The organism is Lelliottia sp. (assembly GCF_045627565.1).
Taxonomy (GTDB): Bacteria; Pseudomonadota; Gammaproteobacteria; order Enterobacterales; family Enterobacteriaceae; genus Enterobacter.
This window is the reverse complement of record NZ_JAZQNX010000044.1, coordinates 154,774-180,810: the sequence shown is the minus strand read 5'-3', so window position 1 is coordinate 180,810 and position 26,037 is coordinate 154,774. Positions and strand designations below refer to the sequence as shown.

The following is a 26,037-nucleotide window of genomic DNA, read 5'->3' as shown; positions in this document are numbered from 1 at the left end:
TCTCCGGTGGGAGAGGGTATTCACGTCAACTGGCGGGCTTTTTCATCATACTGAAGATAAACATCAGCGCGGCGCAGAGCACCACCGACGGGCCAGCAGGCGTATCGTAAAACGCCGAGAAGGTTAATCCACCCGTTACCGCAATCATGCCGATAACCACGGCGACTCCCGCCATTTGCTCAGGTGTGCGAGCAAAACGACGTGCCGTCGCGGCCGGAATAATCAGTAATGACGTGATAATCAGTGCGCCGACAAATTTCATTGCGACGCCAATTGTCAGCGCGGTCACCAGCATCAGCAACAGCTTCACGCGCTGAAGCTTAACGCCATCGACAAAGGCCAAATCCTCGCTGACGGTCATGGCGAGCAAATTGCGCCACTGCCACAGCAAAATCCCCAGCACAATCACAACGCCAATCGCGATAAAGATCAGATCTTCTGGTGTCACCGCCAACAAATCGCCAAACAGATAAGCCATCAAATCGACACGAATGTTCGACATCAGGCTCACCACCACCAGGCCAAGAGACAACGCGCTGTGCGCCATAATACCCAACAGGGTATCGACTGCGAGGTGAGGGCGTTTTTCGAGCCATACCAGGCCCGCGGCCAGCATCAACGTGACGGCAATGACCGCAAAGAATGGATTCACATCCAGCAGTAAACCAAATGCCACGCCTAACAGTGAAGCATGTGCCAGCGTATCGCCGAAATAGGACATACGACGCCAGACGACAAATGAACCCAGCGGACCCGCCGCGCAGGCGAGCATAATCCCGGCAAGCCAGCCGGGTAATAACAATTCAATCATGAGTGTCCATTTCCCCGACGCAGGACAATCCGTCCCTGTAAATCATGGCGATGATTATGGTTGTGGCGATAAATCCCCAGCTGTTCGGCGCCGCGGGAGCCAAACATCGAAATGAATTCTGGATGCATGGATACGACTTCAGGCGTACCCGAACAACAGATGTGATGATTCAGGCAGAGCACTTCGTCGGTTTTTGCCATCACCAAATGCAGATCGTGCGAAACCATCAGCACCGCGCAATTCAGCTCGCGACGGAGTTGGTCAATTAAGTCGTACAGCGCAACTTGACCGTTAACATCCACGCCTTGAGTCGGTTCATCGAGCACCAGAAGCTGCGGTTGGCTTAGCAACGCTCGCGCCAGCAATACGCGCTGCGTCTCGCCACCCGAGAGTTTCTGCAAGGGGGCTTCAATCAGATGGCCTGCCTGAACGCGCTTTAGCGCAGGGAGAATATCGGCTTTACGCGTACCGGGGCGCAGTCGCAGAAAACGACTCACGGTCAGCGGCAGGGTAGAGTCCAGGTGTAACTTTTGCGGGACGTAGCCAATTCGCAGTTTTTCGTCGCGCTTGATCACACCCGTGTCAGGTGCTACCAGACCAAGAACCACGCGAACCAGCGTCGATTTACCTGCACCATTGGGGCCGAGCAACGTCAATATTTTGCCCGGTTTCAGATCCAGGGACACGTCAGAAAGGACGCGGCGCTGACCGAATGAGACCGAGATATTTTCGATAGAAACTAAATTCATCATGTCAATTTAAGCTTGCAGAAGTCATCGAATGTTATAATATCACATCCAACTCATTCATTACGATCATAAGTTGCATTATGTTACATAAAAATACGCTTCTTTTCGCAGCATTATCCGCTGCCCTTTTGGGCTCCACAGCACAAGATGTTAACGCCGCCGTTGTCGCTTCGCTTAAACCGCTGGGATTCATCGCTTCTGCCATCGCCGATGGCGTCACTGAAACGCAAGTATTGCTGCCTGACGGTGCGTCAGAACATGACTATTCACTTCGTCCATCTGATGCAAAACGCTTACAGAACGCGGACTTAGTCGTCTGGGTTGGTCCAGAGATGGAAGCGTTCATGCAGAAATCCGCGAGCCAGACACCTGCGCAGAAAAAGGTCACCATCGCTGAACTTGCCGGTGTGAAACCGCTGCTCATGAAAGGGTCAGATGACGACGATCATGACGAAGGGCACGACCACGGCCAAGGTGAAAAAGGTGACGACCATCACCATCATGGCGAGTACAACATGCATCTTTGGCTCTCTCCAGAGATAGCGCGGCTCTCAGCGGTTGCAATCCACGATAAATTAGTGGAACTTATGCCGCAAAGTCGAGCCAAACTAGACGCCAACCTGAAGGATTTTGAGGCACAATTAGCCGCAACCGATAAGCAGGTAGGTAACGAGCTCGCACCATTGAAAGGAAAAGGGTATTTCGTTTTTCATGATGCTTATGGCTACTATGAAAAACACTACGGTCTGACCCCGCAGGGGCATTTCACCGTCAACCCGGAAATCCAGCCTGGTGCGCAGCGTTTACATGAAATAAGAACACAGTTGGTTGAGCAAAAAGCGACATGCGTTTTTGCTGAGCCACAGTTCAGGCCAGCGGTCGTTGAAGCCGTGGCCAGGGGAACTTCCGTGCGCATGGGAACCCTGGACCCGCTTGGAACCAATATTACGTTGAGCAAAACGAGCTACTCGCAGTTTCTCAGCCAATTGGCGAACCAGTATTCAAGCTGCCTGAAAGGAGATTAACGAGGAAGTGAATACGTGCAACAGATAGCCCGCTCTGTCGCCCTGGCATTTAACAATCTGCCTAGACCCCACCGCGTCATGCTGGGGTCTCTTACCGTTCTCACCTTAGCGGTCGCCGTATGGCGGCCCTATGTGTACCACCCGCATTCTGCCCCTATCGTCAAAACCATCGAGCTGGAAAAGAATGAAATCCGTTCGTTGCTACCTGAAGCCAGCGAGCCAATCGATCAAGCTCCGCAGGAAGATGAAGCGATCCCTCAGGATGAGCTGGATGACAAAACTGCAAATGAAGCGGGTATCCACGAATACGTCGTTTCGACAGGTGATACACTCAGCAGCGTATTGAATCAGTACGGCATTGAGATGGGCGATATCAGCCAGCTTGCTGCCTCAGATAAAGAATTACGTAACCTGAAAATTGGTCAACAGCTCTCCTGGACGCTGACTAACGACGGTGATTTACAGCGCCTGACCTGGGAAGTCTCCCGCCGCGAAACCCGAACTTACGATCGTGCTGGAAACGGTTTCAAAATGACCAGCGAAATGCAGCAGGGCGACTGGGTTAACAACGTGCTGAAAGGTACTGTTGGCGGCAGTTTTGTAGCCAGCGCTCGTGACGCCGGTTTAACCAGCGGTGAAATCAGCTCCGTCATCAAAGCGATGCAGTGGCAGATGGATTTCCGCAAGCTGAAAAAAGGCGACGAGTTTTCTATTTTGATGTCCCGCGAAATGCTGGACGGCAAGCGCGAGCAAAGCCAACTGATGGGCGTGCGTTTACGATCTGAAGGTAAAGATTATTACGCGATTCGCGCAGAAGACGGTAAATTCTACGACCGTAACGGGACCGGGCTGGCGAAAGGCTTCCTGCGTTTCCCAACGTCAAAGCAGTTCCGTATTTCCTCCAACTTTAATCCACGTCGTCTGAACCCGGTAACCGGGCGCGTCGCGCCGCACCGTGGTGTTGACTTCGCGATGCCGCAAGGCACGCCAGTACTCTCTGTGGGTGATGGTGAAGTGGTGATTGCAAAACGCAGTGGCGCTGCAGGGTATTACGTTGCCGTTCGTCACGGTCGCACCTATACCACCCGCTATATGCACCTGCGTAAACTGCTGGTTCAGCCGGGTCAGAAGGTGAAACGTGGTGACCGCATTGCGCTTTCAGGCAACACCGGGCGCTCAACGGGGCCACATCTGCACTACGAAGTGTGGATTAACCAGCAGGCGGTTAACCCGTTGACGGCTAAATTGCCGCGCACCGAAGGGCTGACCGGTAAAGATCGCAGCGACTACCTGGCGCAGGTGAAAGAAGTGATGCCGCAACTGCGTTTCGACTAGTGCTCTTGCGTCTAGGAAGCCGGTGCGAGCATGCGCCGGCTTTTTCTTTTGTGCCTTTGAGCCTGCCTCGCTAAACTACCTCATTATAATTTTGTGCGTCACCAGACCCTGGAACCAGCATGGAAACCCAAAAAAATAATATTGAATATATTCCCGAGTTTGAGAAATCGTTTCGCCATCCACGCCACTGGGGTGCCTGGCTTGGTGTTTATGCCTTTGCAGGCATAGCCTTACTTCCCGCGGCTGTGCGTGACCCTGTGCTCGGTAAAATGGGTTTACTTGCTGGTCGATTCGGTAAAAGTGCCCGTCGCCGTGCGCAAATTAACCTGTACTACTGTTTCCCGGATAAAAGCGATGCCGAACGCGAAGTGATTATCGATGACATGTTCACGACCGCACCGCAGGCGATGGCGATGATGGGTGAACTGGCGTTACGTGGGCCTGAAAAAGTGATGAATCGGGTCGACTGGAAAGGACTGGAAATCATCGACGAGATGCGTCGCAACGATGAGAAAGTGATTTTTCTGGTGCCGCACGGCTGGGGGGTGGATATTCCCGCCATGTTAATGGCATCGCAGGGCCAGAAAATGGCGGCGATGTTCCATAACCAGGGCAATAAGATTTTCGATTACGTCTGGAACACCGTTCGCCGCCGCTTTGGTGGGCGCTTGCATGCGCGTAACGATGGCATTAAACCCTTTATCAAATCCATTCGTCAGGGGTATTGGGGTTACTATTTGCCGGACCAGGATCATGGCCCTGAACATAGCGAGTTCGTTGATTTCTTTGCCACCTACAAAGCGACGCTGCCCGCGATAGGCCGTTTGATGAAAGTGTGCGGCGCACGCGTCGTACCGCTGTTCCCTATCTACGACGGGAAAACCCATCGACTGACCATTGAAGTCCGCCCACCTATGGATGATTTGCTCACCGCAGATGATCACACGATTGCGCGTCGCATGAATGAAGAGGTCGAAATTCTGGTGGGACCGCATCCAGAACAGTACACCTGGATCCTCAAGCTCTTGAAAACACGTAAGCCGGGCGAAAAAGAGCCTTACCGGCGTAAAGAGTTATATCCGAAGAAATAAAAAATCCCCCGGAAACGGGGGATTTTTTTATGCGCGACAGCTAACGCATTTACTCGACGGTCATGACACGCGTAGTGTTCGTTGAGCCGATGGTGCTCATCACGTCGCCCTGGGTCACGATAACGATATCGCCAGACACCAGATAGCCTTTGTCTCGCAGCAAGTTAACGGCATCGTTAGCAGCCGCAACGCCATCACTGGTGCTGTCGAAGTACACTGGCGTGACGCCACGGTACAGCGTCGTCAGGTTCAGCGTGCGCTCATGGCGGGACATGGCGAAGATAGGCAGACCTGAGCTGATACGTGACGTCATCAGCGCCGTACGGCCTGATTCCGTCATGGTAATGATGGCGGTTACGCCTTTCAGATGGTTTGCCGCGTACATCGCGGACATGGAAATCGCTTCTTCCACATTGTCGAACTGAATATCCAGGCGGTGCTTAGACACGTTAATGCTTGGGATCTTCTCAGCGCCCAGGCACACGCGCGCCATAGCAGCAACGGTTTCAGCAGGGTATTGACCCGCTGCGGTTTCTGCCGACAGCATGACGGCATCCGTCCCATCCAGCACGGCGTTTGCCACGTCCATGACTTCTGCACGCGTTGGCATCGGATTGGTAATCATTGACTCCATCATCTGAGTCGCGGTGATCACCGAGCGGTTAAGCTGACGCGCGCGGCGAATAAGCGCTTTCTGGATACCCACCAGTTCTGGATCGCCAATTTCGACACCCAAATCGCCACGAGCCACCATCACCACGTCGGAGGCCAGAATCACATCATCCATGGCGTCCTGGCTGCAAACGGCTTCTGCGCGTTCGACTTTCGCGACGATTTTTGCATCGCAGCCGGCATCGCGCGCCAGACGACGAGCATAATTCAGATCTTCGCCGCAGCGCGGGAAGGAGACGGCCAGATAGTCGACGCCGATCTGCGCGGCAGTGATGATATCGGCTTTATCTTTCTCGGTCAGCGCTTCTGCGGACAGACCGCCACCCAGTTTGTTAATGCCTTTATTGTTCGACAGCGGGCCACCCACGGTGACTTCGGTGAACACTTTCATGCCCTGAACTTCCAGCACTTTCAGCTGTACGCGACCATCATCAAGCAGCAGGATATCGCCTGGCACAACGTCAGCGGGCAGACCTTTATAGTCAATGCCGACTCTCTCTTTATCGCCTTCACCTTTACCCAGGTTGGCATCTAAGAGGAATTTGTCGCCGATATTGAGGAAAACTTTGCCTTCTTTAAATGTCGACACGCGGATCTTCGGACCCTGAAGGTCGCCGAGGATAGCCACGTGACGCCCCAGTTTAGCCGCGATCTCACGGACTTTGTCTGCACGTAATTTGTGGTCTTCAGGTGTACCGTGAGAGAAGTTCATGCGTACCACGTTGGCGCCTGCGGCAATAATTTTCTCGAGATTATTATCGCGGTCGGTAGCCGGACCTAAGGTGGTAACGATCTTGGTTCTGCGAAGCCTTCTGGACATGTAATACTCCGTTGACTGAAACAACTTTGGTGTTGCGTGAACATTGATTCGGCGCTGTGTAGAAACTTACCGAATACCGAAAAAAGTAACAACCTTATAACATCATTTAGGGTACATCGCCCTTAATGAGCAACTCTTTATCAAAACGCGATTCCTTAAGCGCTTCTTTGACCCGCTTCAAGTTATCTCGGAATTTTGCTCCACGACGCAGCGTAAAACCGGTTGCCAGTACATCAATGACGGTTAACTGCGCCAGTCTGGACACCATGGGCATGTAAACGTCCGTATCTTCGGGTACGTCAAGCGTAATGGCTAAGGTGGCTTCTCGCGCCAGTGGAGTGCCAGCGGTGGTGATTGCGATGACCATGGCATCGTTTTCACGCGCTAGCTGCGCCAGTTCGACAAGACTTTTAGTCCGCCCCGTGTGCGAGATTAGCACGACCACATCATCTTCATCGCAATTCATACAGCTCATGCGTTGCAGCACGATGTCATCGGAATAGATCACCGGCACGTTAAAACGGAAAAATTTGTTCATCGCATCATGCGCGACCGCGGCGGATGAGCCAAGACCAAAGAAGGCAATCTTTTTCGCCTGGGTGAGCAAATCCACGGCGCGATTGATTGACGTTCTGTCCAGCGACTGGCGAACATGATCGAGTGTTGCCATCGCCGATTCGAAAATTTTACCGGTGTAGGCTTCAACGCTGTCATCTTCATCGACATTGCGATTTACATAAGGCGTGCCGTTTGCCAGACTTTGCGCCAGATGCAGTTTAAAATCGGGAAAACCGCGTGTCTCCAGACTGCGGCAAAAGCGGTTAACGGTGGGCTCGCTCACACCGGATTCTTGTGCCAGCGTAGCGATGCTTGAATGAATGGCCTGTGCAGGGGAGGCGAGAATAACTTCAGCCACTTTTCGCTCGGATTTGCTAAGGTGTTCCAGTTGAAACTGGATTTTTTCCAGCATGTTCATTATGACAAGGCACTCACGTGTGGAAGCGATTTCATTAATAGAAGAAATCGTGATTCTAATGAGGAAGAATATACCCCTCCGGCCTTGTCGAGGGCTAATGAACGACATTAAAAGTTGTTGTTTTTTTTCATTACTTGATCGCTGTCGAGTTTTGGCAAAAATCAGGTCGAACAAAGATTCAACGGTTTCATCGTGATTCCCCTCACTGAAACGGATAAACAGCGAAAAAACGCGTTATCGCACGTGAGGATAAGCGCAAATGGTTTCGGGAATGACGTAAAAGCAGTACAGTGCATTGTAATAAAATTACAACGATATCCTGGCATAAGCACCAGGGAATCCAACTGAGGAGAATGACATGGCGGTAACGCAAACAGCCCAGGCATGTGACCTGGTCATTTTCGGCGCGAAAGGCGATCTTGCACGCCGAAAATTGCTGCCTTCCCTGTATCAACTGGAAAAAGCAGGCCAGATCCACCCGGAAACTCGCATCCTGGGTGTGGGTCGCGCCGACTGGGATAAAGACGCCTACACCAAAGTGGTGCGTGAAGCGCTCGAAACCTTCATGAAAGAGAAAATCGATGAAAGTTTATGGGATGCGCTGAGCAAACGTCTTGATTTCTGCAACCTGGATGTCAACGATACCACCGCGTTCGGACGCCTCGGGGAGATGCTTGACCAGGAAAACCGCGTAACGATCAACTACTTCGCCATGCCGCCTAGCACGTTTGGCGCGATCTGCAAAGGTCTGGGCGAAGCGAAGCTGAACGCAAAACCTGCGCGCGTCGTGATGGAAAAACCGCTGGGTACCTCGCTGGCGACTTCACGCGAAATCAACGATCAGGTGGGCGAATATTTCGAAGAGTGTCAGGTCTATCGTATCGACCACTATCTCGGCAAAGAGACGGTGCTAAACCTGCTGGCGCTGCGTTTTGCTAACTCCCTGTTTGCCAATAACTGGGATAACCGCACTATCGATCACGTTGAAATCACCGTGGCCGAGGAAGTGGGTATTGAAGGCCGTTGGGGCTATTTCGACCAGGCCGGTCAGATGCGCGACATGATCCAAAACCACCTTCTGCAAATCCTGTGCATGATTGCGATGTCTCCGCCGTCTGACCTGTCTGCGGATAACATTCGTGACGAGAAAGTGAAAGTTCTCAAGTCGCTGCGCCGTATCGATCGCTCGAACGTGCGTGAGAAGACCGTTCGTGGGCAGTACACCGCGGGCTTTGCGCAGGGTAAAAAAGTACCGGGCTATCTGGAAGAAGAGGGCGCGAATAAGTCCAGCAACACCGAGACCTTTGTCGCTATCCGTGTGGATATCGATAACTGGCGCTGGGCGGGTGTTCCGTTCTATCTGCGCACCGGGAAACGCCTGCCGACGAAATGTTCCGAAGTGGTGGTGTATTTCAAAAATCCAGAGCTGAATTTGTTCAAAGAATCCTGGCAAGAACTGCCGCAGAACAAACTGACCATTCGTCTGCAGCCTGACGAAGGTGTCGATATTCAGGTTCTGAACAAAGTGCCTGGTCTGGATCATAAGCACAACCTGCAGACCACCAAACTGGATCTGAGCTACTCCGAAACCTTCAATGAAACGCACCTTGCCGATGCTTATGAGCGTCTGCTGCTGGAAACCATGCGCGGTATTCAGGCACTGTTTGTGCGTCGCGATGAAGTTGAAGAAGCCTGGAAATGGGTCGACTCCATCACGGAAGCGTGGGCCGCCGATCAGGATGCGCCAAAACCGTATCAGGCAGGCACCTGGGGACCCGTTGCATCTGTCGCGATGATCACCCGTGATGGCCGCTCCTGGAACGAGTTTGAGTAGAACCGGCTGATAATCCTAAGGGGTTATTTTACCGGTAACATGATCTAACACAGATTGTGGCACAATTTTTAAGCATTTAAGCTCCGTGTGGATTCACCCGCGGAGCTTTTTTTATTACACTGGCCTCAGAGATTTTGCCCCTGGGCTCCTGACTACAAGCGTTTCAGCCATGTTAATACTTGCGCGTCACCTTGTTAACCACGAGCACGGACAGATAAATTTGAGGAGCCTTTATGAATCCAGTAATGTTACGGGTAACGCAGCGTATTATCGAACGCTCGCAAAAGACACGTTCTGCCTATCTCGCCCGCATCCAGCAGGCCAAAACCGACACCGTCCATCGCTCCCAGCTGGCCTGCGGTAATCTGGCCCACGGGTTTGCCGCCTGTCAGCCAGAGGATAAAGCGTCGCTGAAAAGCATGCTGCGTAACAATATTGCGATTATCACCTCCTACAACGACATGCTGTCCGCGCATCAGCCCTACGAACACTATCCAGAAATCATCCGTAAAGCGCTGCACAGTGCCAACGCAGTCGGACAAGTCGCAGGCGGCGTTCCGGCGATGTGCGATGGCGTGACGCAGGGCCAGGACGGCATGGAGCTGTCATTGCTGAGCCGCGAAATCATTGCCATGTCAGCCGCGGTTGGTTTGTCCCACAATATGTTTGACGGCGCATTATACCTTGGCGTCTGCGATAAAATCGTCCCAGGTCTGGCGATGGCCGCGCTCTCATTCGGCCATTTACCGGCTATATTCGTGCCGTCTGGCCCGATGGCGAGCGGCCTGCCGAACAAAGAAAAGGTGCGTATTCGTCAGCTCTATGCCGAGGGCAAAGCCGATCGTATTGCCCTGCTTGAAGCAGAAGCGGCCTCTTATCACGCACCGGGCACCTGTACCTTCTACGGCACGGCCAACACCAATCAGATGGTCGTGGAATTTATGGGTATGCAGTTGCCGGGTTCATCGTTCATTCAACCGGATGCCCCGCTGCGCCAGGCGCTGACTGAAGCGGCAGCGCGTCAGGTCACGCGCTTGACCGGCAACGGAAACGAGTGGATGCCGCTCGGCAAAATGGTTGACGAAAAAGTGGTGGTGAACGGTATTGTCGCGTTGCTGGCAACGGGCGGATCAACGAACCACACCATGCACCTGGTGGCGATGGCACGCGCAGCGGGCATTCTGATTAACTGGGATGACTTCTCTGAGCTTTCCGATGTGGTTCCGCTGATGGCACGCCTCTACCCGAACGGCCCGGCAGACATCAACCACTTCCAGGCGGCTGGCGGCGTACCAGTTCTGATCCGCGAGTTGCTGAAAGGCGGTCTGCTACACGAAGACGTTAACACCGTTGCGGGCTTTGGCCTGCAGCGCTACACCATGGAGCCATGGCTGAATAACGGTGAACTGGACTGGCGCGACGGTGCGCGTGAGCCTCTCGATGAAGCCGTTATCGCCACGTTTGATAAACCGTTCTCCCGTCATGGCGGCACCAAGGTGCTGAGCGGAAACCTCGGCCGCGCGGTCATGAAAACCTCTGCAGTGCCGGTTGAAAACCAGGTGGTGGAAGCGCCGGCCGTTATTTTCGAAAGCCAGCATGACGTATTACCGGCTTTCGAAGCAGGACTGTTAAACAAAGACTGCGTGGTGGTGGTGCGTCATCAGGGACCAAAAGCGAATGGCATGCCAGAATTACATAAACTTATGCCGCCACTTGGTGTATTATTGGACCGCTGTTTCAAAATTGCGTTGGTCACCGATGGACGACTCTCTGGCGCATCAGGTAAAGTGCCATCAGCGATTCACGTCACTCCCGAAGCCTATGACGGCGGGTTGCTGGCGAAAGTCCGTGATGGCGACATCATCCGCGTCAATGGCCAGACAGGCGAATTGACCCTGCTGGTGGATGAAGCCGAACTTGAAGCCCGTAAGCCGCATATTCCTGACCTGAGCGCGTCGCGTGTGGGAACAGGGCGCGAAATGTTCAGTGCGCTGCGCGAGAAACTTTCCGGCGCTGAACAGGGTGCGACCTGTATTACGTTTTAAGACGACAAGAATTATCGATCTGGCGAGAGAAAAACACTGATGAAAAACTGGAAAACAAGTGCGGAAGCAATCCTGACAACGGGCCCTGTAGTGCCGGTTATCGTGGTGAATAAACTGGAGCACGCTGTTCCGATGGCGAAAGCGCTGGTTGCAGGTGGGGTTCGTGTTCTGGAAGTGACGCTGCGTACGCCATGTGCGATGGATGCAATCCGTGCCATTGCGAAAGAAGTACCTGATGCCATTATCGGTGCTGGTACCGTTCTGAATCCGCAGCAATTGGCTGAAGTGACTGAAGCAGGCGCACAGTTTGCCATCAGCCCTGGCCTGACTGAGCCACTGCTGAAAGCGGCAATCGAAGGTTCTATCCCGTTGATTCCAGGGATCAGCACGGTTTCCGAACTGATGCTGGGTATGGACTACGGTCTGAAAGAGTTTAAATTCTTCCCGGCTGAAGCGAACGGCGGCACTAAAGCGCTGCAAGCGATTGCAGGCCCGTTCTCTCAGGTGCGTTTCTGCCCAACTGGCGGTATCTCCCCGGCAAACTACCGCGACTACCTGGCGCTGAAAAGCGTGCTGTGTATCGGTGGTTCCTGGTTGGTTCCGGCGGATGCGCTGGAAGCGGGCGACTGGGATCGCATCACCAAACTGGCGCGCGAAGCAGTCGAAGGCGCGAAACAGTAAGACCATCAAAAACGGGCCAAACGGCCCGTTTTGTTTATCCTCTGACGTTCACACTCGCACTGGCTTTTTTCGCTCTCGTCACGGCCTCTTCCACGCTATCCGCTACCGCTAACGTCACACCCAGACGACGCGCACCGTCGATTTCCGGCTTACCAAACAAACGCACCTGCAGACCCGCCCCCACAGCTGATTCTACGTGATCAAACATCACGTTTTGACTGGTGAGTTTCGGGAGGATCACGGCGGAGGCTGCCGGGCCATACTGACGAATTCCGCCCACCGGCAAGCCCAGAAATGCGTGCACATGCAGGGCAAATTCTGATAAATCCTGAGATATCAGCGTGACCATGCCGGTATCGTGGGGGCGAGGGGACACTTCGCTGAAAATGACGTCGTCGCCACACACAAACAGTTCAACGCCAAACAGGCCGAAACCGCCCAGGGCGATGACCACTTTACGGGCGATCTCCTGCGCGCGCTCAAGCGCCAGAGCGCTCATTTTTTGCGGCTGCCAGGATTCACGGTAATCGCCGTCTTCCTGACGATGCCCAATCGGGTCGCAGAAATGCACGCCGTCAACCGCGCTCACTGTGAGCAGGGTGATTTCAAAATCAAATTTCACTACGCCCTCAACGATGACGCGTCCGGCACCCGCACGGCCACCCTGCTGGGCATAATCCCAGGCTTTATCCAGCGCGCTTTCATCGCGAATAAAGCTCTGTCCTTTACCCGAGGAACTCATTACCGGCTTAATGATGCACGGGTAACCAATCTCTTCAACGGCCAGCAGGAAATCGGCTTTGCCATCGGCGAAACGGTAGCTTGACGTCGGGATTGCCAACTCTTCCGCCGCGAGACGACGTATGCCTTCACGGTTCATGGTCAGCTTCGCAGCGCGTGCGCAAGGCACAACGCGTTGGCCTTCCGCTTCCAGTGACAGCAAGGTATCGGTCGCGATGGCTTCGATTTCCGGCACGACATAGTCAGGATTTTCGCGTTCGATCAGTGCGCGAAGGGCATCGCCATCCAGCATATTGATAACGTAGGACCGGTGTGCAACGTGCATGGCCGGGGCATCGGCATAACGATCTACAGCGATCACTTCGATGCCCAGACGCTGGCATTCAATCGCTACTTCTTTTCCCAGTTCGCCCGAACCTAACAGCATGACGCGCGTGGCTGCCGGACGCAGCGCAGTTCCTAAACAAGTCATAAAATCCCCCTGAAAAAGTTGCGCGCAGTATATACGAAAACGTTTGCGTGTGTCTTCACCAGGGAACGGGAATGATGCTGGGTCGGGAAATTTGCGCTTCTTTAGCACGGACAGACATTTCCTGACATCACCTCGCTTAGGCTGTGATAATTGTGAACGGATAAGTGGGGAAGAATATGTCAGGCTGGTTAAATCAATTGCAGTCGATGTTAGGTCAAAAGGCGTCATCGTCCGGTGAGCAGGGGCTGAGCAAGCTGCTGGTGCCGGGGGCACTGGGCGGTCTGGCTGGCTTATTGGTGGCGAATAAATCCTCGCGAAAGCTGTTGGCCAAGTACGGTACCGGCGCGCTGTTAGCCGGTGGAGGAGCCATCGCCGGAACGGTGCTCTGGAATAAGTACAAGGATAAAGTCCGAACGGCTCATCAGGGCGAACCCCAGTTTGGGCAACACACTTCGCCAATTGATGTGCGCACCGAGCGGTTAATTCTGGCGCTGGTCTTTGCTGCTAAAAGCGACGGACACATTGACGACCAGGAGCGCACCGCCATTGAACAACAGATGCAGGAAGCAGGCGTTGAGGAGCAGGGCAGAGCGCTGGTAGCCCAGGCGATTGAACAGCCGCTGGATCCCGCGCGTCTGGCGCAGAGTGTCAAGAATGAAGAAGAAGCGCTTGAGCTGTATTTCCTCAGCTGTGCGGCCATCGACATCGATCACTTTATGGAACGCAGCTATCTGAATGCGCTGGGCGACGCGCTCAAAATTCCGCACGATGTTCGCGAAGGGATCGAAAAGGATATTCAGGCGCAAAAACAGGCATTACCGGGGTAAATTTCGCCTGCGGCTGTCACGTTTCGCTTGCATCATGCGTGTGTTTTGCCACCCTTATAGAGTGTAAAACATAAAAGAAAGACTGACATGCTGCCAAAAGCCCGACGCATTCCAAAAGCGCTCACCGCTCACGGTGAGACGCGCATCGATAATTACTACTGGCTGCGGGATGATTCACGCTCGCAGCCAGAGGTTCTCGACTACCTTCACCAGGAAAATGACTATGGCCGTCAGGTCATGTCTTCTCAGCAGGCGTTGCAGGATGAACTGTTGGCGGAAATGGTCGCACGCGAACCGCAGCGCGATATCTCTGCACCCTGGACCCGAAACGGTTACCGCTATCGCCACATCTACGAACCGGGCAACGAATACCCTATCTATCAACGCCAGTCGGTATTGAGCGCTGAGTGGGACGACTGGGAAATATTGCTTGATGCCAACCAGCGCGCCGCACACAGCGAATTCTACACGCTCGGCGGGATGGGCATTTCGCCTGACAACACCATTATGGCGCTGGCGGAGGATTATCTTTCGCGGCGGCAGTATGGTCTGCGATTTCGCAATCTAGAGACCGGAAACTGGTATCCAGAGATGCTGGATAACGTCTCGTCTGCTTTCGTCTGGGCGAATGATTCAGAAACGGTCTATTACGTCAAAAAACATGCATTGACGTTGCTGCCTTATCAGGTGTGGCGCCACACGGTGGGCACTGCGTCGGATAACGACGAGCTGGTATATGAAGAAAAAGACGAAACGTTTTACGTCAGCCTGCATAAAACCACCTCGAAACACTACGTGATTATCTCGCTGGGCAGTGCGACCACCACGGAAGTGCTGCTGCTGGATGCTGAACTGCCCGATGCCCAGCCGCTCTGTTTTTTGCCGCGTCGTAAAGACCATGAATACAGTCTCGATCACTTCCAGCACTCTTTTTATCTGCGCTCTAACCGTGAAGGTAAAAACTTTGGCCTGTACAAAACCAAAGTGCGTGATGAACGTAAATGGGAAGTGCTGATCCCGGCTCGCGATCAGGTCATGCTGGAAGGGTTTACCTTGTTCACCGACTGGCTGGTGGTTGAAGAGCGCCAGCGCGGGCTGACCAGTATTCGTCAAATTAACCGTAAAACGCGAGAAGTAGTGGGTATTGCCTTTGACGATCCGGCTTATGTGACGTGGATTGGTCATAATCCCGAACCGGAGTCTTCGCGGCTACGCTACGGCTATTCCTCAATGACGACGCCGGACACACTGTTTGAACTGGACATGGATACCGGACAGCGGAAGGTCATCAAACAGGCGGAAGTCACCGGGTTTGACGCCAGCCATTACCGTAGCGAACACCTGTGGGTGACGGCACGCGACGGCGTAGAAGTGCCGGTGTCACTGGTGTATCACAAAGCTCATTTCCGCAAAGGCAAAAATCCCCTGCTGGTTTATGGCTACGGCTCGTACGGATCCAGCATGGATGCGGATTTCAGTAGCAGCCGGCTAAGCCTGCTCGACCGGGGATTTGTGTATGCCATTGCACACATCCGCGGCGGCGGTGAACTGGGGCAGCAGTGGTACGAAGACGGCAAGTTCCTGAAGAAGAAAAATACCTTTAACGACTATCTTGACGTTTGCGATGATCTCATCGCGAAAGGCTACGGCGATCCTGACCTGTGCTTTGGCATGGGCGGCAGCGCGGGCGGGATGCTCATGGGGACAGTGATCAACCAGCGCCCGGAACGATTTAAGGGCATTGTCGCGCAAGTGCCTTTTGTGGACGTGGTGACCACCATGCTGGATGAATCGATCCCCTTAACCACCGGTGAGTTTGAGGAGTGGGGCAATCCGCAGGATGAAACCTATTATCGCTACATGAAGGAATACAGCCCGTACGATAACGTTGAGCCCAAAGCCTATCCTCATATGCTGGTGACGACGGGCCTGCATGATTCCCAGGTGCAATACTGGGAGCCGGCAAAATGGGTGGCGAAACTGCGCGAAGTGAAAACGGACGATAATTTACTGCTGCTCTGCACGGATATGGATTCCGGGCACGGCGGTAAATCCGGCCGCTTTAAATCTTATGAAGGGGTGGCGCTGGAATATGCCTTTATCATTGGCCTTGCGCAGGGAACTTTGCAAGGCCGTTCAGCCGATCAGGCTTCGTCCAGATAATGGCGCAGCGTCAGACGCAGCTCCGGGCTCATGCGGTCGAGGTTGTTGTATAGCCAGCGCAAATATCCCGGATCGCGCTCTGCCACTTCTGACACCGCTTTTCCACGATATTTACCGAAGGTGAAGGTCGTCAATAGCGCCGGGCGGCCGGTGATGGTCGCCATATCATCCGGCGTCCATCCCGAGTTATTCATGATATCGATGAGCAATGCCGCCGTGATATAGCAATCATAGAGTGCGCGGTGATGATGGAGACCTTCCGGCGTTTTCACGCTCAGCTTGCGGGATTTATACAACGCCATATTGCTGTATTTAATCCCCGGCCATAAGCGCCGCGCCAGCTTCATGGTGCAGATCCATTCCCCGGGCATTTCGGGCAATACACGGCGGTCGAAACTCGCGTTATGCGCGACATACCATGTACTGCCGTAGTAGTTTGGGATCACCTCTTCAATCCAGGGTTTATCGGCCACCATCGATTCTGTGATGCGATGAATCGCCATCGCCTGAGGGCTGATAGGACGATCGGGACGAACCAGGTGGCTCATCGGGTTAACTATCTGTCCGTTGATGACGTCAACAGACGCGACCTCGACAATCCCGCCCTGCAGATCGCAGGTTTCGGTATCGATGACACGCAGCATGGCTCGCTCCTGGCCTTAAAACGTTTAGCGTAATGGAATGATATCACCTTGCCAACCCTGCTTACCCCAGGAACCCGTTAATAAGAGTTCGCCTTTATCCGCGCGAATAATTAATTGGCCGCTCGCATCCCACAGCGCGCTGTTCCCGTGAGCATTCGCCATCAGGACGGCAATAGCGTATTTATGGGCGAAACGCTGCAAACGGCTAATCGAGTCGCGGCATCGCGTTTCACCGATTGCCTGACTGCTGGTAAATAATGCGGCCAGCGGATCGGCAGGAGGGAGTTCTGCTTTGTTTTCAACGATGAGCAGGTGCGGATCGTCTGCGGACAGGTACGCACCGCTGCCCTGACGATAGCACACCGGTTTGGCCATTTTAGGGGAAAACAGCGCAACGCCTTTCTGGCGAATTCCTTCACTGTTGAGCGTTACACCGGCGATCACCGTAATGTTGTGCGTGTGAACGGCGCGAACGACAGGCGCCAAATCGTGCTCACTGGGCGGAGCGACCAATAGACCACGCTCATTAGCAGGGCCCGTCAATGAGAGTTCTGGAAAGACCAGTAAATGGCACTGTTGGCGGGCAGCTGCGTCGATAAAACGCAGGTGGTGTTGAACGTGGGCGTCAATGCCCTTACGGCCTGGGGTGAACTGAGCGGCGGCAACATTCCATGGAGACATCGTGATTTCCTTATGCACTTCGTCGCAAAGATTCGATAATACACCTGAATACTTCAGGGTTTTCTTATCCTGCCACAATCCCTGTAAGGAAATGTCACCAGATGAAGCGTTTACTTAACTTTAGGTTCGTAAGGTAAGCGCGACAGCGTTACGGAGGCCAGGCGATGCGCAATTAATCGTTCGCGGAACCAGTCGCGCAGATGAGCGGGCTGTTCGCGCTCGACCACTTCGGCAATGACAGGCATGTTATAGCGTTCTTTGAAGGCCACGCCTGCAGCCGCCAGATCGACATTTACTTTGTCCATCTCGTCCTGAGGAAGGGTCGCCAGATTAATCTTCATTCTCTTCTCCTGTTTTTGCGGCGCCAACGTTACCGCGGTTGCATGCCGTTGACAAGCCGCCGGAGGATGATCCTCGACTCAGATATTATACAGCGTTATCCTCTGTCATATAGACATAACCAAAAGGAATGATTGATATGGTATTTACCGCATCCCGCGCGGCTTGCGCACTGACTTTTTTCCTCTGCGTTGTGGCGGCTCCCGCAGCGTTGGCGCACGCACATCTGAAACACCAATATCCTGCTGCTGACGCGCAAGTCGTCGCCGCGCCGCAGGCGCTGACGTTGAATTTTTCGGAAGGCATCGAGCCAAAATTTAGCGGCATTTCGGTCACGGGTGATAAGCAGCAAATCGTAAAAGTCGGCGCGGTAAAACGGGCTGAAAATGATAAAACGCAGCTTATTGCGCCGCTTGAGCAAGCATTAACGCCGGGGACCTATCAGGTGGATTGGCATGTGGTGTCCGTTGACGGCCACAAAACCAAAGGCAGCTATCACTTCAGCGTGAAATAACATGCTGGCATTCAGCTACGTCGCCCTGCGATTTATGCACTTCACCGCGCTAATGCTGATTTTCGGTAACGCGTTGTACAGCGCGTGGCTGGCGCCTTCCTCGTTGCAGCGTCTGATGACGCGTCGCTTTCAGCGGCAGCAAAAAATCGCTGCCATCGCGAGCCTTGTGTCAGCGGTGCTGATGCTGGCGACGCAGGGCGGCTTAATGGGCGATGGCTGGGCTGACGTTTTCCGTCCAGAGGTGTGGATGGCGGTTGGCAGTACCCAGTTTGGCAGCGTCTGGCTGTGGCAGATTGTTTTTGCCGTGCTGACCGCATGTGCGGCGTGGATTGCCCCAGGCAAAAGTGCGCGGCTGTTATTATTGCTGGCAGCCGGTCAGTTCGTTCTTCTGGCGGGTGTCGGACATGCGGCGATGCATGACGGCGCCGAGGGCATTTTACAACGCGTCAATCATGCAATTCATCTGCTTTGCGCAGCAATGTGGGTGGGTGCGCTGCTACCGCTCATTTTTTGTCTGCGTCTGGCTAAGGGGCGCTGGCGCAATCCGGCCATTTATACCATGATGCGTTTTTCCCGAATGGGTCACTGTGCGGTGGCGGGTGTGATTTTATCCGGTATCGTTAACATGCTGTTGATCCTCGGAATAACCCTGCCATGGCGCACGGAATATGGGCAGATGCTTTTGTTCAAATGTGCGCTGGTGGCGCTAATGGTAGCCATTGCGCTGGTGAATCGGTATGTTCTGGTGCCACGATTCCGCCCTGATGCCGGGCGTGAGCAACAATTTTTTATCTGGATGACACAGGCTGAAGTTGTATTAGGGGCGCTGGTGCTGGCAGTCGTCAGTCTTTTCGCCACCTGGGAGCCTTTCTGACAAGGTTTAATGCTATGAAAAAAACAGTGCTTTCACTTTTATTGCTGGCATGTGCCAGTTCCGCGTTTGCTGCCCCACAGGTGATTACCGTGAGTCGCTTCGAAGTGGGTAAAGAAAAATGGGCTTTCAATCGGGAAGAGGTCATGCTCACCTGCCGTCCGGGACACGCCCTGTATGCGATTAACCCCAGCACGCTGGTGCAATATCCACTGAATGATGTAGCAGAAAAGCAGGTCGCTAACGGTCAAAGCAAGGGACAGCCGATCGGCGTTATTCAGATTGATGACCCGGCAAACCCGAGCCAGAAGATGAGTCTTGCACCCTTTATCGAGCGTGCCGATACGCTCTGTTAGACTACGCGTTTCCAATAAAAAAACCGCAGGCTTCTTTCGAAAGCATTGCGGTTTTTTTGTTTGGGGATGATCTCACGCTTTTTTTCTGACCACTTTAGTCGCGGACTGGAAAACCTGGCGTCGTCATCTATTCTTAGAGTGTCAGGCGTAGTTAGCCTGCATTAATGCCAACTTTTAGCGCACGGCTCTATCCCAAGAGCCATTTCCCTGGACCGAATACAGGAATCGTATTCGGTCTTTTTTTATTCGCTGATTAAAATCAGCGACTTATAATAAATTCAGTTACTTACCGCACATCCTCTTGCACTCCATTACACCCAATATGATGCTCTGTAGTCACTTTGTGGACGCCCCGCCAAGCTTACTGAGCGGGTTTAATATAAGCGCTTCCTCAAGATGATCAGGTGCAAAATGGGCATAACGCATCGTAACTCGAATATCAGAATGCCCCAAAATTCTTTGCAGGACAATAATATTCCCGCCCCCCATCATAAAATGACTGGCAAATGTATGCCTAAGTACATGACTCATTTGGCCTTCTGGTAATTGTAATCCGGCAATTTTTATTACGCGATAAAACTGGCGATAGCATTGCTCAAAAGGCTTACCGTCACGGCTGATGAGTTCTTTATATAACTCATCAGATATTGGAACTGTTCGGTTCTTTTTGCCCTTCGTGTTTACGAAAGTAATCTTATTAGGTGAGAGTTGAGATTTCTTAAGATTTGCCGCTTCACTCCAGCGTGCACCAGTGGAAAGGCAGATTTTTACAATCAGAGTTAATTCAGGATTTCCATGCCCACGACACGCCCCCATCAATCTTTTCACTTCATCGTCAGTAAGCCAGGACATCTCTTTTTCAGGTTCATCAAACTCACGAATATTCTTGAGTGGGTTAGGGTAGTTAACCTCACCAAGCCGGGTTAACTCATTAAACACTGCTCGTAGAAAAGCATGTTCACAGTTGACCGTTCCGATGGAAACCTTGAGTGATTTTTCACTGGTTTTATAACCGTTAGCAATCTGGCCGGTGAGTCGTCTATCCCGGTAATGCGCCCAATCTTTAGCAGTGATTTGTGAGGCGACGGGATCGCCCAGACCATTACAGATGATATGCAGTTTACCCAAGCGACCTTTCTTATCACTGAGAGAGCATCCATGTAACTTGTACCATAGCTCGATTAGCTCACTTAGATGTCGACGGTCATCCTTCTCTGCCATCCAGGGCTTTTGCTTCGCTTGTTCCAGTTGATAACTTTCATAGGCAAGCGCTTCACCTTTAGTGGAGAATTTCTTGCGAACACGCTTACTGCCGCGCCCATCGATATAAACATCGCAAAGCCATTGTCCATCAGCTTGCTTTCGTACGGTCATGTGAGAATCCTGCTAAATCAAATGATTGAAAATTACTGTATATTTAAACAGTATTCAATGTTTGATTTTGCAAACTCATACATTCAAATGCTTACTTAAAAGAGTATCTTTGTTATCTGAGACGAAGAGCAGGCATAAAAAAACCTGCTTTCGCAGGCTTTTTTCTACATCCAGAGCTGTTGTTGTTTATAGCGATTAGGGTGGGGCGGTGCTGGTTCAACTTCGCCAGGCTTAACGATGTATCGAGCAAGTGATTCATGGGTAACAAAAGTGCATCCACAGTTGATATTCTGGCACTGGTGATAACGTTCTTTGGTTTCTATGCTCAAATATCTGCTGGATCGCGCGTGGGCTGCGTCCTGGCATAACGGGCAATGCATCATGATTTATTTCCCCTCTCGCTCATCATTGAGGGAATGATAAACTCACAGATCGCATTTGCAAGTTATTGTTTGCAAATTTAACTCATTCAGATTCGTAACTCACATCGTTTAATCGCACCTCAAGTTCAAGCGACGTCGTGAAGCCGCTATTACTGAGTGAGTGCATCACCTTTGTTATTGTCCATGCCTGCTCGTCTATGACGCGCTTAAAGCCTGACACTCTGACTGGTGTTTCCGGGTAGAGATCGGCGCGCCCCATAGCGAGACTGATGGAAAACTCCGCCACACCGCGTTGTAACTTGTCCCATTTCGCCTGAGCCGCACGCATCGCCTGCGCTTTACTGGCGTAAATAGTGGTCAGGGCAAAGACATTATCTTCCTCACCGACCATGTACTCACCTTCGCGTGCTTCCTTTTCCTTTGGTGCGCTCTTTGCTCTTACCGGCTTTGCTTTCGGATGTTGCAGCGCGCGCAGGTGCTGCGGCTTGGCCTTGCGTTTGAGCTTCACCTGCTGCTTTTGTTCTTTCGGCTCCTTCGTGTGCAGCCATTTCACCGTCACGCCGGTATAGGCTCCCCGGTCGGCAATCGCAAACTGATGACGATCGCCGTCGCGGCGCTCGATAGTCATCTGCGGAATGGCTTTACCGCTGGCCGTAACACCGGCACCGGCTTTGATGAACAGCAGTTTCCCCGCCTTGACCGATACCTCGGCCCCGTTGCGCTCCGCCAGGCGGGTGAGGAATTTGGCGTCCGACTCCTGCGTCTGGTCGATATGCGGGATAGCAATCGCGGCAAACTGCGGGGCGACACTGGCGGTCAGTTTGTTTCGGCTGGCAATGGTGTTGAGCACTTCACCGAGTGTGGTGTCGTGATACGACGCTTCACGGCGGGAGTTGAGCGTGCCGCGAAAATCCGCACTGCGCGCCCGGATGGTCAGCGTATCCGGTGCACCCCGGTGCTCGATTTCATCCACCGTAAACTGCCCTTTCCCCAGCAGTGCCGACCCCTGCCAGCCGAGAAACAGCGACAGCACCGCACCGCGCACCGGCAACTCAATCAGGCCGTCGCTGTCATCAAGTTCAATATCGAGCTGATCAGCTTCAAAACCCCGGTTATCCGACAGGCTGAGGCTTATCAGCCGGTCGCTGATATTGCGGGTGATGTCCTGATTATTCAGGGTGAGCATAAACGCTGGTGCCATCGTGGCGCCTGCATCCAGTGTCATTCCTGTCAGCATCAGAATAACCCTCCGATTTTGCTCTGCAAGCTCCCGACCAGGCTGTCGGCCTGTTTCTGGATATCTCCAAACATCGCCGTCAGAGATTCATCCACACGCGTGAGGTTGACGGTGAAATCAATTTTTCGTGCCGAGCCGTCGGCAAAAAACTCGGTGTAGGTTTCGCTGACGGAATTAATCACAAACATGCCGTAAATGGTGCCGCTGCCATCGAGCAAAGGCCAGGCGCGCCCCTCATCGGCCATCAGGTTGAGTGCCAGCAGTGATAACCTGCCGCCGGTGATTTCCGGCAGCAGACTTCCGCTTAAGACAATTTTCTCCTCGTTGACGCCGAGAAACTGCATCGCCGGTCGCTGACCCACGCGACTGTTTGACGGCCAGCGATAATCTACATCGCGTTGCAGGCTCTGATAAGGCAGTGTCTGTAACTGAAAAACAAACATGCCGAGAACAAGCATCATTGTTATGCCTCCTTAGTCATGCATCATGCTGGCGCGCTGTTTCGCCCGTTTCTCACGCTCGTATTTTTCCAGGCTGTCACGGAGCTGGCGGTCAAGCTCGCTGCCGTTCTGCACACCGCCGCCAATGGCGATGTGATACTCGTTGCGGCTCTGGTCGGTGTAGCTTTTACCCGCGTTTGCCGTCACCGGTTGATAACTACCAAAACCGCCGGTCAGCAGTCCACCTGACGGGGAATACCCGCCACCCGAACCGTTAGCGTATGCATTAACCTTCTCGGCTTTCGCATCAAGCTGACTGGATTCCTGATTGATGATGCCGAGCTTGTCGAGCACCCACTCGATACCGTCGCGCAGGGCGGTAAACGGTGTCATGGCTAACCGGAAAGCACCGGCCAGTGCCTGACCAAACGCCACGCCAGATTCTTTGCAGCTGTCGAGCGTGTCCTTGCTGGCTTTAACCGGGGCGATCAGCTCTTTAAACCACTGCCAGACCAGTTGCACCTTCTGCCCAATCGCCTCAAAGAGCGGGGCCAGTGGCGCGAACATCTCAGTCACCGGTGCAAAGGCGGCTTTCAGTCCTTCCACCACACCGGAGAAAAATGCGCCCAGTGGCTCCCAGTATTTGCGGATGAGTATCACACCGGCGACAACCGCCGCACCGACGGCCACAATCGGCCAGGTCAGCGCCCCGAGCACCGTGATGATGGCACTGCCTGCCACGGTAAATGCCGTCCAGAGCAGACCGGCGGCGGCAATAATGGCATTGATGCCCGCAATCACCGGCCACGCGACCAGGCCAATTGCGCCGACCATGCCAATGACTGCCAGTGCGACACCGCCGACCTTGAGCAGTGTCTGCGCGAGTCCTTTGTTCTGCACAATCCAGTGGTCGAGTTTCAGCACATATTTGGTGGTGGTCTGCGTGAGTTTGCGCAGGGAAGATTCCTGCTGGTCAAACAGGTCGGTGCCGACTGCCTCATACGCCGACTGAAACTCTTTAAAGTCGCCGCCGAGATTGTCCTGCATCACCTTCACCAGTTCGGCGGTTTTCCCGTCCGAGGCTTTAAAGGTAGCGGTGAGTTTGTCGAGTTTTCCGGTCATGGCATCGGTCATCAGGACGGCAGCAGCGGAGCTGGCTTCCTCACCAAAAATGACCTTCATGTACTCCGCACGCTGTGCATCACCGAGTTTGTTGCGGGTAAAACTGCCCTGCATTTCTTTCAGGAGGGTAAACAGCGGGCGCATATTGCCGTTGCTGTCAGCATTCCTGACCCCAAGCTCACCGAGTGCGGTTTTTGCCTGACCGACCGGAGCCTGCAACCGGCTGATCACCGCACGACTGCCGGTGCCTGCCATCGAGCCGGTGATTTTGGCGTCATGCAGCGCACCCGCCATGGCGGCGGTTTCTTCGATACTGATACCGGCATTTTTCGCCACAGGGGCCACATAGGTGAGCGCGTCACTCAGCCCGTTAAAGTCGGCGGCGGTTTTGTTCATCGTGGTCGAGAGCACATCACCAATGTGCGCAACCTTATCGTTGGAGAGCTGGAAAGCCGAGCGCATCCCCATCAGCAGTGCGGCGTTTTCTTCCATGGTGCGCTGGTTGGCGAGTGCCATATTCAGCGTGACCGGCGTTGCCGCCTGGATAGCAGCACTGTCCCCGCCGGATTTGGCGATAATAATCTGCGCCCCGGCGGCGTCATCGGCTGAGGCGGCGGTGTTATCGCCGAGCTGGCGCGCCTGTTTACGCAGGGCTTCCATTTCCGGTGAGGTTTTTTCCACCCCGAGTACGGCCTGTAACTCAGAGTTTTTCTGCGCAAAGTCATAACCCGGTTTCAGGATACCGACACCTGCCGCCACACCCGCCGTTGCCATGCCGACACCTGCGGCACCGACGGCACCCGCCGTCCCGGCCAGCTCCTTCCCGGCCTGATAGCGGTTTTTCACCGCGTTGAGTCTGGCCTGTTTGGCGCTGACCTGCTCGAGTGCCAGCTTCTGCCGGTTAAGCTGGTTCGTGGTTTCGCTGATGCGACCTTTCAGGCTCTTCTCGTCGCGGGTGAGATTGCGGGTATTAATTCCCGCCTGGCCGAGTTCGCGCTGCTGACGCTTCACCGATTCGGTGAGGCTGTTATATTTGGTCTGCAACCCGTCTGCCGCCGCTTTTGCCGCTGCCAGGGCTTTCGTCTGCTCGCGGGTCGGACGTTCGGTGTTCTGAAACTGTCTGGCAAGTGCTTCAGCTTCAGTCTTCGCTTTCGTCAGTGACTGACCGGTGACCGCAAGCTGCGCACTCGTCTTGCGAAAACCCTCAATGCGCGATGCCTGGCCGTTTAACTCTTTGAGGGATTTTTGCGTGTTGCGGATTTCACCCGACAGCGTCTTGCTTGCCGTCTGGATGTGTTTAAACGGGCGCGTCGCCTGGTCAACGGCTTTTAACAGCACTTCGATTCTGACGTTATTACTCATGAGAATTTCCGCTCCGTTTCAGCGCCATCTCGCGCCAGCTGATGAGGTCGCTCAGGCTCAGGGGGTAGAGTTCTGATGGCGGCCAGTGGAAAATCACTGCGATATCCGCCATCAGGTCGTCGACCGATAAACCTGGCGGGAAACTTAAACCGCCGAAGCCGGAGCCAAAAAACCGATCACCTTTGCGGCCAGCGTCATTATATCCGGCAACTCCATGGCGACGACATCCGACTCGGTCAGGCCCGGATAGGTCATGCGCGGCAGCACTTTAATCAGCGCGTTCACATCCGAGCTGGCGACATCGGCGAGGCTCACCCCGCGCAGGGTGCCTGCGGTCGGTTTAATCAGCGTGATGGTTTCAATGACGATTTCCCCGCGTTTAATTGGTTTCACCAGGGTCACAATGTTCGGGTTATCAGAGGTGTTTTTGTATTTTTTTGCGTTGCTCATGAGGTTTTTCTCCGGGAATTAA

The 26,037-nt window shown here is 53.6% G+C and carries 26 protein-coding genes; 11 read left to right on the top strand and 15 right to left on the bottom strand.

Translation table 11 applies throughout. The annotated features are described in order from the left end of the window. Positions 1-25: 25 nt before the first annotated feature. Both znuB and znuC read right to left on the bottom strand, forming a co-directional pair. The gene (gene znuB / locus ACKI5T_RS21000; protein WP_407439953.1) at positions 26-811 is read right to left on the bottom strand and encodes a zinc ABC transporter permease subunit ZnuB; all 786 of its coding nucleotides are present in this window, start codon (positions 809-811) and stop codon (positions 26-28) included. Continuing rightward, positions 808-1,563, bottom strand: a complete 756-nt coding sequence (znuC, locus tag ACKI5T_RS20995) for a zinc ABC transporter ATP-binding protein ZnuC (protein ID WP_407439951.1) — start codon at positions 1,561-1,563, stop codon at positions 808-810. The genes znuB and znuC overlap by 4 nt, the downstream gene beginning before the upstream one ends. A gap of 77 nt (positions 1,564-1,640) precedes the next feature. On the opposite strand from znuC, the gene znuA reads away from it, so the two are divergent. The 3 genes from znuA (at position 1,641) to lpxM (ending at position 5,011) form a co-directional block, all read left to right on the top strand. Continuing rightward, on the top strand, positions 1,641-2,585 hold the full coding sequence (znuA, locus tag ACKI5T_RS20990) for a zinc ABC transporter substrate-binding protein ZnuA (RefSeq protein WP_407439949.1): 945 nt from the start codon (positions 1,641-1,643) through the stop codon (positions 2,583-2,585). 15 nt (positions 2,586-2,600) lie between these two features. Continuing rightward, positions 2,601-3,920, top strand: a complete 1,320-nt coding sequence (gene mepM / locus ACKI5T_RS20985) for a murein DD-endopeptidase MepM (RefSeq protein ID WP_015959427.1) — start codon at positions 2,601-2,603, stop codon at positions 3,918-3,920. Between the two features lie 119 nt (positions 3,921-4,039). Next, positions 4,040-5,011, top strand: coding sequence for a lauroyl-Kdo(2)-lipid IV(A) myristoyltransferase (gene lpxM, locus ACKI5T_RS20980; protein ID WP_407439947.1), 972 nt, complete (start codon positions 4,040-4,042; stop codon positions 5,009-5,011). Positions 5,012-5,060: 49 nt separating this feature from the next. Here lpxM and pyk read toward each other — a convergent pair whose 3' ends face one another. Next, on the bottom strand, positions 5,061-6,503 hold the full coding sequence (gene pyk / locus ACKI5T_RS20975; protein ID WP_059179714.1) for a pyruvate kinase: 1,443 nt from the start codon (positions 6,501-6,503) through the stop codon (positions 5,061-5,063). Between the two features lie 106 nt (positions 6,504-6,609). Beyond that, positions 6,610-7,479, bottom strand: a complete 870-nt coding sequence (locus ACKI5T_RS20970) for a MurR/RpiR family transcriptional regulator (protein ID WP_235133515.1) — start codon at positions 7,477-7,479, stop codon at positions 6,610-6,612. A 358-nt stretch (positions 7,480-7,837) separates the two neighbouring features. Here ACKI5T_RS20970 and zwf point away from each other — a divergent pair, with 358 nt between their 5' ends. The 3 genes from zwf (at position 7,838) to kdgA (ending at position 12,039) form a co-directional block, all read left to right on the top strand. Next, positions 7,838-9,313 carry a glucose-6-phosphate dehydrogenase gene (gene zwf / locus ACKI5T_RS20965; protein WP_407439945.1) on the top strand — a complete coding sequence of 492 codons (1,476 nt, stop codon included), beginning with the start codon at positions 7,838-7,840 and terminating at the stop codon, positions 9,311-9,313. 233 nt (positions 9,314-9,546) lie between these two features. Next, positions 9,547-11,358, top strand: coding sequence for a phosphogluconate dehydratase (edd, locus tag ACKI5T_RS20960; RefSeq protein ID WP_407439943.1), 1,812 nt, complete (start codon positions 9,547-9,549; stop codon positions 11,356-11,358). 39 nt (positions 11,359-11,397) lie between these two features. Next, positions 11,398-12,039, top strand: a complete 642-nt coding sequence (gene kdgA, locus ACKI5T_RS20955) for a bifunctional 4-hydroxy-2-oxoglutarate aldolase/2-dehydro-3-deoxy-phosphogluconate aldolase (RefSeq protein ID WP_407439942.1) — start codon at positions 11,398-11,400, stop codon at positions 12,037-12,039. Positions 12,040-12,073: 34 nt separating this feature from the next. Here the strand turns inward: kdgA and purT are convergent, their stop codons facing one another. After that, positions 12,074-13,252: a formate-dependent phosphoribosylglycinamide formyltransferase gene (gene purT, locus ACKI5T_RS20950; protein WP_407439940.1), complete on the bottom strand. Its 1,179-nt coding sequence runs from the start codon at positions 13,250-13,252 to the stop codon at positions 12,074-12,076. Between the two features lie 176 nt (positions 13,253-13,428). Here purT and ACKI5T_RS20945 point away from each other — a divergent pair, with 176 nt between their 5' ends. Both ACKI5T_RS20945 and ptrB read left to right on the top strand, forming a co-directional pair. Next, positions 13,429-14,079 carry a tellurite resistance TerB family protein gene (locus ACKI5T_RS20945; RefSeq protein ID WP_407439939.1) on the top strand — a complete coding sequence of 217 codons (651 nt, stop codon included), beginning with the start codon at positions 13,429-13,431 and terminating at the stop codon, positions 14,077-14,079. Between the two features lie 87 nt (positions 14,080-14,166). Beyond that, positions 14,167-16,242, top strand: a complete 2,076-nt coding sequence (ptrB, locus tag ACKI5T_RS20940; RefSeq protein WP_407439937.1) for an oligopeptidase B — start codon at positions 14,167-14,169, stop codon at positions 16,240-16,242. Here the strand turns inward: ptrB and exoX are convergent. The 3 genes from exoX to ACKI5T_RS20925 form a co-directional block, all read right to left on the bottom strand. Then, positions 16,224-16,886 carry an exodeoxyribonuclease X gene (gene exoX, locus ACKI5T_RS20935; protein ID WP_133630027.1) on the bottom strand — a complete coding sequence of 221 codons (663 nt, stop codon included), beginning with the start codon at positions 16,884-16,886 and terminating at the stop codon, positions 16,224-16,226. The two genes, ptrB and exoX, sit on opposite strands and share 19 nt — an antisense overlap. A gap of 24 nt (positions 16,887-16,910) precedes the next feature. Further along, on the bottom strand, positions 16,911-17,567 hold the full coding sequence (locus ACKI5T_RS20930; RefSeq protein WP_407439935.1) for a nitrilase-related carbon-nitrogen hydrolase: 657 nt from the start codon (positions 17,565-17,567) through the stop codon (positions 16,911-16,913). A 110-nt stretch (positions 17,568-17,677) separates the two neighbouring features. Further along, on the bottom strand, positions 17,678-17,908 hold the full coding sequence (locus tag ACKI5T_RS20925) for a DNA polymerase III subunit theta (RefSeq protein ID WP_407439934.1): 231 nt from the start codon (positions 17,906-17,908) through the stop codon (positions 17,678-17,680). A 137-nt stretch (positions 17,909-18,045) separates the two neighbouring features. On the opposite strand from ACKI5T_RS20925, the gene yobA reads away from it, so the two are divergent. From yobA to ACKI5T_RS20910, 3 genes are read left to right on the top strand one after another with little or no spacing between them, the layout of a single operon-like run. Then, the gene (gene yobA / locus ACKI5T_RS20920; protein ID WP_407439932.1) at positions 18,046-18,420 is read left to right on the top strand and encodes a CopC domain-containing protein YobA; all 375 of its coding nucleotides are present in this window, start codon (positions 18,046-18,048) and stop codon (positions 18,418-18,420) included. Between the two features lies 1 nt (position 18,421). After that, complete coding sequence (copD, locus tag ACKI5T_RS20915; RefSeq protein ID WP_407439931.1) at positions 18,422-19,294, top strand: copper homeostasis membrane protein CopD; 873 nt, start codon at positions 18,422-18,424, stop codon at positions 19,292-19,294. A 14-nt stretch (positions 19,295-19,308) separates the two neighbouring features. After that, positions 19,309-19,647 carry a YebY family protein gene (locus tag ACKI5T_RS20910; protein WP_407439929.1) on the top strand — a complete coding sequence of 113 codons (339 nt, stop codon included), beginning with the start codon at positions 19,309-19,311 and terminating at the stop codon, positions 19,645-19,647. Positions 19,648-19,983: 336 nt separating this feature from the next. Here the strand turns inward: ACKI5T_RS20910 and ACKI5T_RS20905 are convergent, their stop codons facing one another. From ACKI5T_RS20905 to ACKI5T_RS20875, 7 genes are all read right to left on the bottom strand, one after another. Then, the gene (locus ACKI5T_RS20905) at positions 19,984-21,021 is read right to left on the bottom strand and encodes a tyrosine-type recombinase/integrase (protein ID WP_407439927.1); all 1,038 of its coding nucleotides are present in this window, start codon (positions 21,019-21,021) and stop codon (positions 19,984-19,986) included. A 164-nt stretch (positions 21,022-21,185) separates the two neighbouring features. Then, on the bottom strand, positions 21,186-21,404 hold the full coding sequence (locus ACKI5T_RS20900) for a DNA-binding transcriptional regulator (RefSeq protein ID WP_074388636.1): 219 nt from the start codon (positions 21,402-21,404) through the stop codon (positions 21,186-21,188). An 82-nt stretch (positions 21,405-21,486) separates the two neighbouring features. Continuing rightward, positions 21,487-22,641, bottom strand: a complete 1,155-nt coding sequence (locus ACKI5T_RS20895; protein ID WP_407439926.1) for a phage late control D family protein — start codon at positions 22,639-22,641, stop codon at positions 21,487-21,489. Beyond that, complete coding sequence (locus ACKI5T_RS20890) at positions 22,641-23,102, bottom strand: phage tail protein (protein ID WP_407439924.1); 462 nt, start codon at positions 23,100-23,102, stop codon at positions 22,641-22,643. Before ACKI5T_RS20890 ends, ACKI5T_RS20895 begins: the two co-directional genes overlap by 1 nt. Before the next feature lie 12 nt (positions 23,103-23,114). Next, positions 23,115-25,565 carry a phage tail tape measure protein gene (locus ACKI5T_RS20885; RefSeq protein ID WP_407439923.1) on the bottom strand — a complete coding sequence of 817 codons (2,451 nt, stop codon included), beginning with the start codon at positions 25,563-25,565 and terminating at the stop codon, positions 23,115-23,117. After that, a complete protein-coding gene (locus ACKI5T_RS20880) occupies positions 25,558-25,677 on the bottom strand; it encodes a GpE family phage tail protein (RefSeq protein ID WP_407439921.1) in 120 nt (39 codons plus the stop codon). The genes ACKI5T_RS20885 and ACKI5T_RS20880 overlap by 8 nt, the downstream gene beginning before the upstream one ends. Positions 25,678-25,709: 32 nt before the next feature. Next, the gene (locus ACKI5T_RS20875; RefSeq protein ID WP_407439919.1) at positions 25,710-26,015 is read right to left on the bottom strand and encodes a phage tail assembly protein; all 306 of its coding nucleotides are present in this window, start codon (positions 26,013-26,015) and stop codon (positions 25,710-25,712) included. Positions 26,016-26,037 lie beyond the last annotated feature (22 nt).

Bases quoted from the DNA above. Each gene is read 5' to 3' on its own strand.
- lpxM (WP_407439947.1), top strand. From the start codon at position 4,040: ATGGAAACCCAAAAAAATAATATTGAATATATTCCCGAGTTTGAGAAA.
- purT (WP_407439940.1), bottom strand. From the start codon at position 13,252: ATGACTTGTTTAGGAACTGCGCTGCGTCCGGCAGCCACGCGCGTCATG.
- pyk (WP_059179714.1), bottom strand. From the start codon at position 6,503: ATGTCCAGAAGGCTTCGCAGAACCAAGATCGTTACCACCTTAGGTCCG.
- yobA (WP_407439932.1), top strand. From the start codon at position 18,046: ATGGTATTTACCGCATCCCGCGCGGCTTGCGCACTGACTTTTTTCCTC.
- copD (WP_407439931.1), top strand. From the start codon at position 18,422: ATGCTGGCATTCAGCTACGTCGCCCTGCGATTTATGCACTTCACCGCG.
- ACKI5T_RS20890 (WP_407439924.1), bottom strand. From the start codon at position 23,102: ATGATGCTTGTTCTCGGCATGTTTGTTTTTCAGTTACAGACACTGCCT.
- znuA (WP_407439949.1), top strand. From the start codon at position 1,641: ATGTTACATAAAAATACGCTTCTTTTCGCAGCATTATCCGCTGCCCTT.
- edd (WP_407439943.1), top strand. From the start codon at position 9,547: ATGAATCCAGTAATGTTACGGGTAACGCAGCGTATTATCGAACGCTCG.
- ACKI5T_RS20895 (WP_407439926.1), bottom strand. From the start codon at position 22,641: ATGCTGACAGGAATGACACTGGATGCAGGCGCCACGATGGCACCAGCG.
- ACKI5T_RS20925 (WP_407439934.1), bottom strand. From the start codon at position 17,908: ATGAAGATTAATCTGGCGACCCTTCCTCAGGACGAGATGGACAAAGTA.
- kdgA (WP_407439942.1), top strand. From the start codon at position 11,398: ATGAAAAACTGGAAAACAAGTGCGGAAGCAATCCTGACAACGGGCCCT.
- ACKI5T_RS20875 (WP_407439919.1), bottom strand. From the start codon at position 26,015: ATGAGCAACGCAAAAAAATACAAAAACACCTCTGATAACCCGAACATT.
- znuC (WP_407439951.1), bottom strand. From the start codon at position 1,563: ATGATGAATTTAGTTTCTATCGAAAATATCTCGGTCTCATTCGGTCAG.
- exoX (WP_133630027.1), bottom strand. From the start codon at position 16,886: ATGCTGCGTGTCATCGATACCGAAACCTGCGATCTGCAGGGCGGGATT.
- ACKI5T_RS20885 (WP_407439923.1), bottom strand. From the start codon at position 25,565: ATGAGTAATAACGTCAGAATCGAAGTGCTGTTAAAAGCCGTTGACCAG.
- ACKI5T_RS20970 (WP_235133515.1), bottom strand. From the start codon at position 7,479: ATGAACATGCTGGAAAAAATCCAGTTTCAACTGGAACACCTTAGCAAA.
- ACKI5T_RS20900 (WP_074388636.1), bottom strand. From the start codon at position 21,404: ATGATGCATTGCCCGTTATGCCAGGACGCAGCCCACGCGCGATCCAGC.
- znuB (WP_407439953.1), bottom strand. From the start codon at position 811: ATGATTGAATTGTTATTACCCGGCTGGCTTGCCGGGATTATGCTCGCC.
- ptrB (WP_407439937.1), top strand. From the start codon at position 14,167: ATGCTGCCAAAAGCCCGACGCATTCCAAAAGCGCTCACCGCTCACGGT.
- ACKI5T_RS20930 (WP_407439935.1), bottom strand. From the start codon at position 17,567: ATGTCTCCATGGAATGTTGCCGCCGCTCAGTTCACCCCAGGCCGTAAG.
- ACKI5T_RS20905 (WP_407439927.1), bottom strand. From the start codon at position 21,021: ATGACCGTACGAAAGCAAGCTGATGGACAATGGCTTTGCGATGTTTAT.
- ACKI5T_RS20880 (WP_407439921.1), bottom strand. From the start codon at position 25,677: ATGGCGGATATCGCAGTGATTTTCCACTGGCCGCCATCAGAACTCTAC.
- ACKI5T_RS20945 (WP_407439939.1), top strand. From the start codon at position 13,429: ATGTCAGGCTGGTTAAATCAATTGCAGTCGATGTTAGGTCAAAAGGCG.
- ACKI5T_RS20910 (WP_407439929.1), top strand. From the start codon at position 19,309: ATGAAAAAAACAGTGCTTTCACTTTTATTGCTGGCATGTGCCAGTTCC.
- zwf (WP_407439945.1), top strand. From the start codon at position 7,838: ATGGCGGTAACGCAAACAGCCCAGGCATGTGACCTGGTCATTTTCGGC.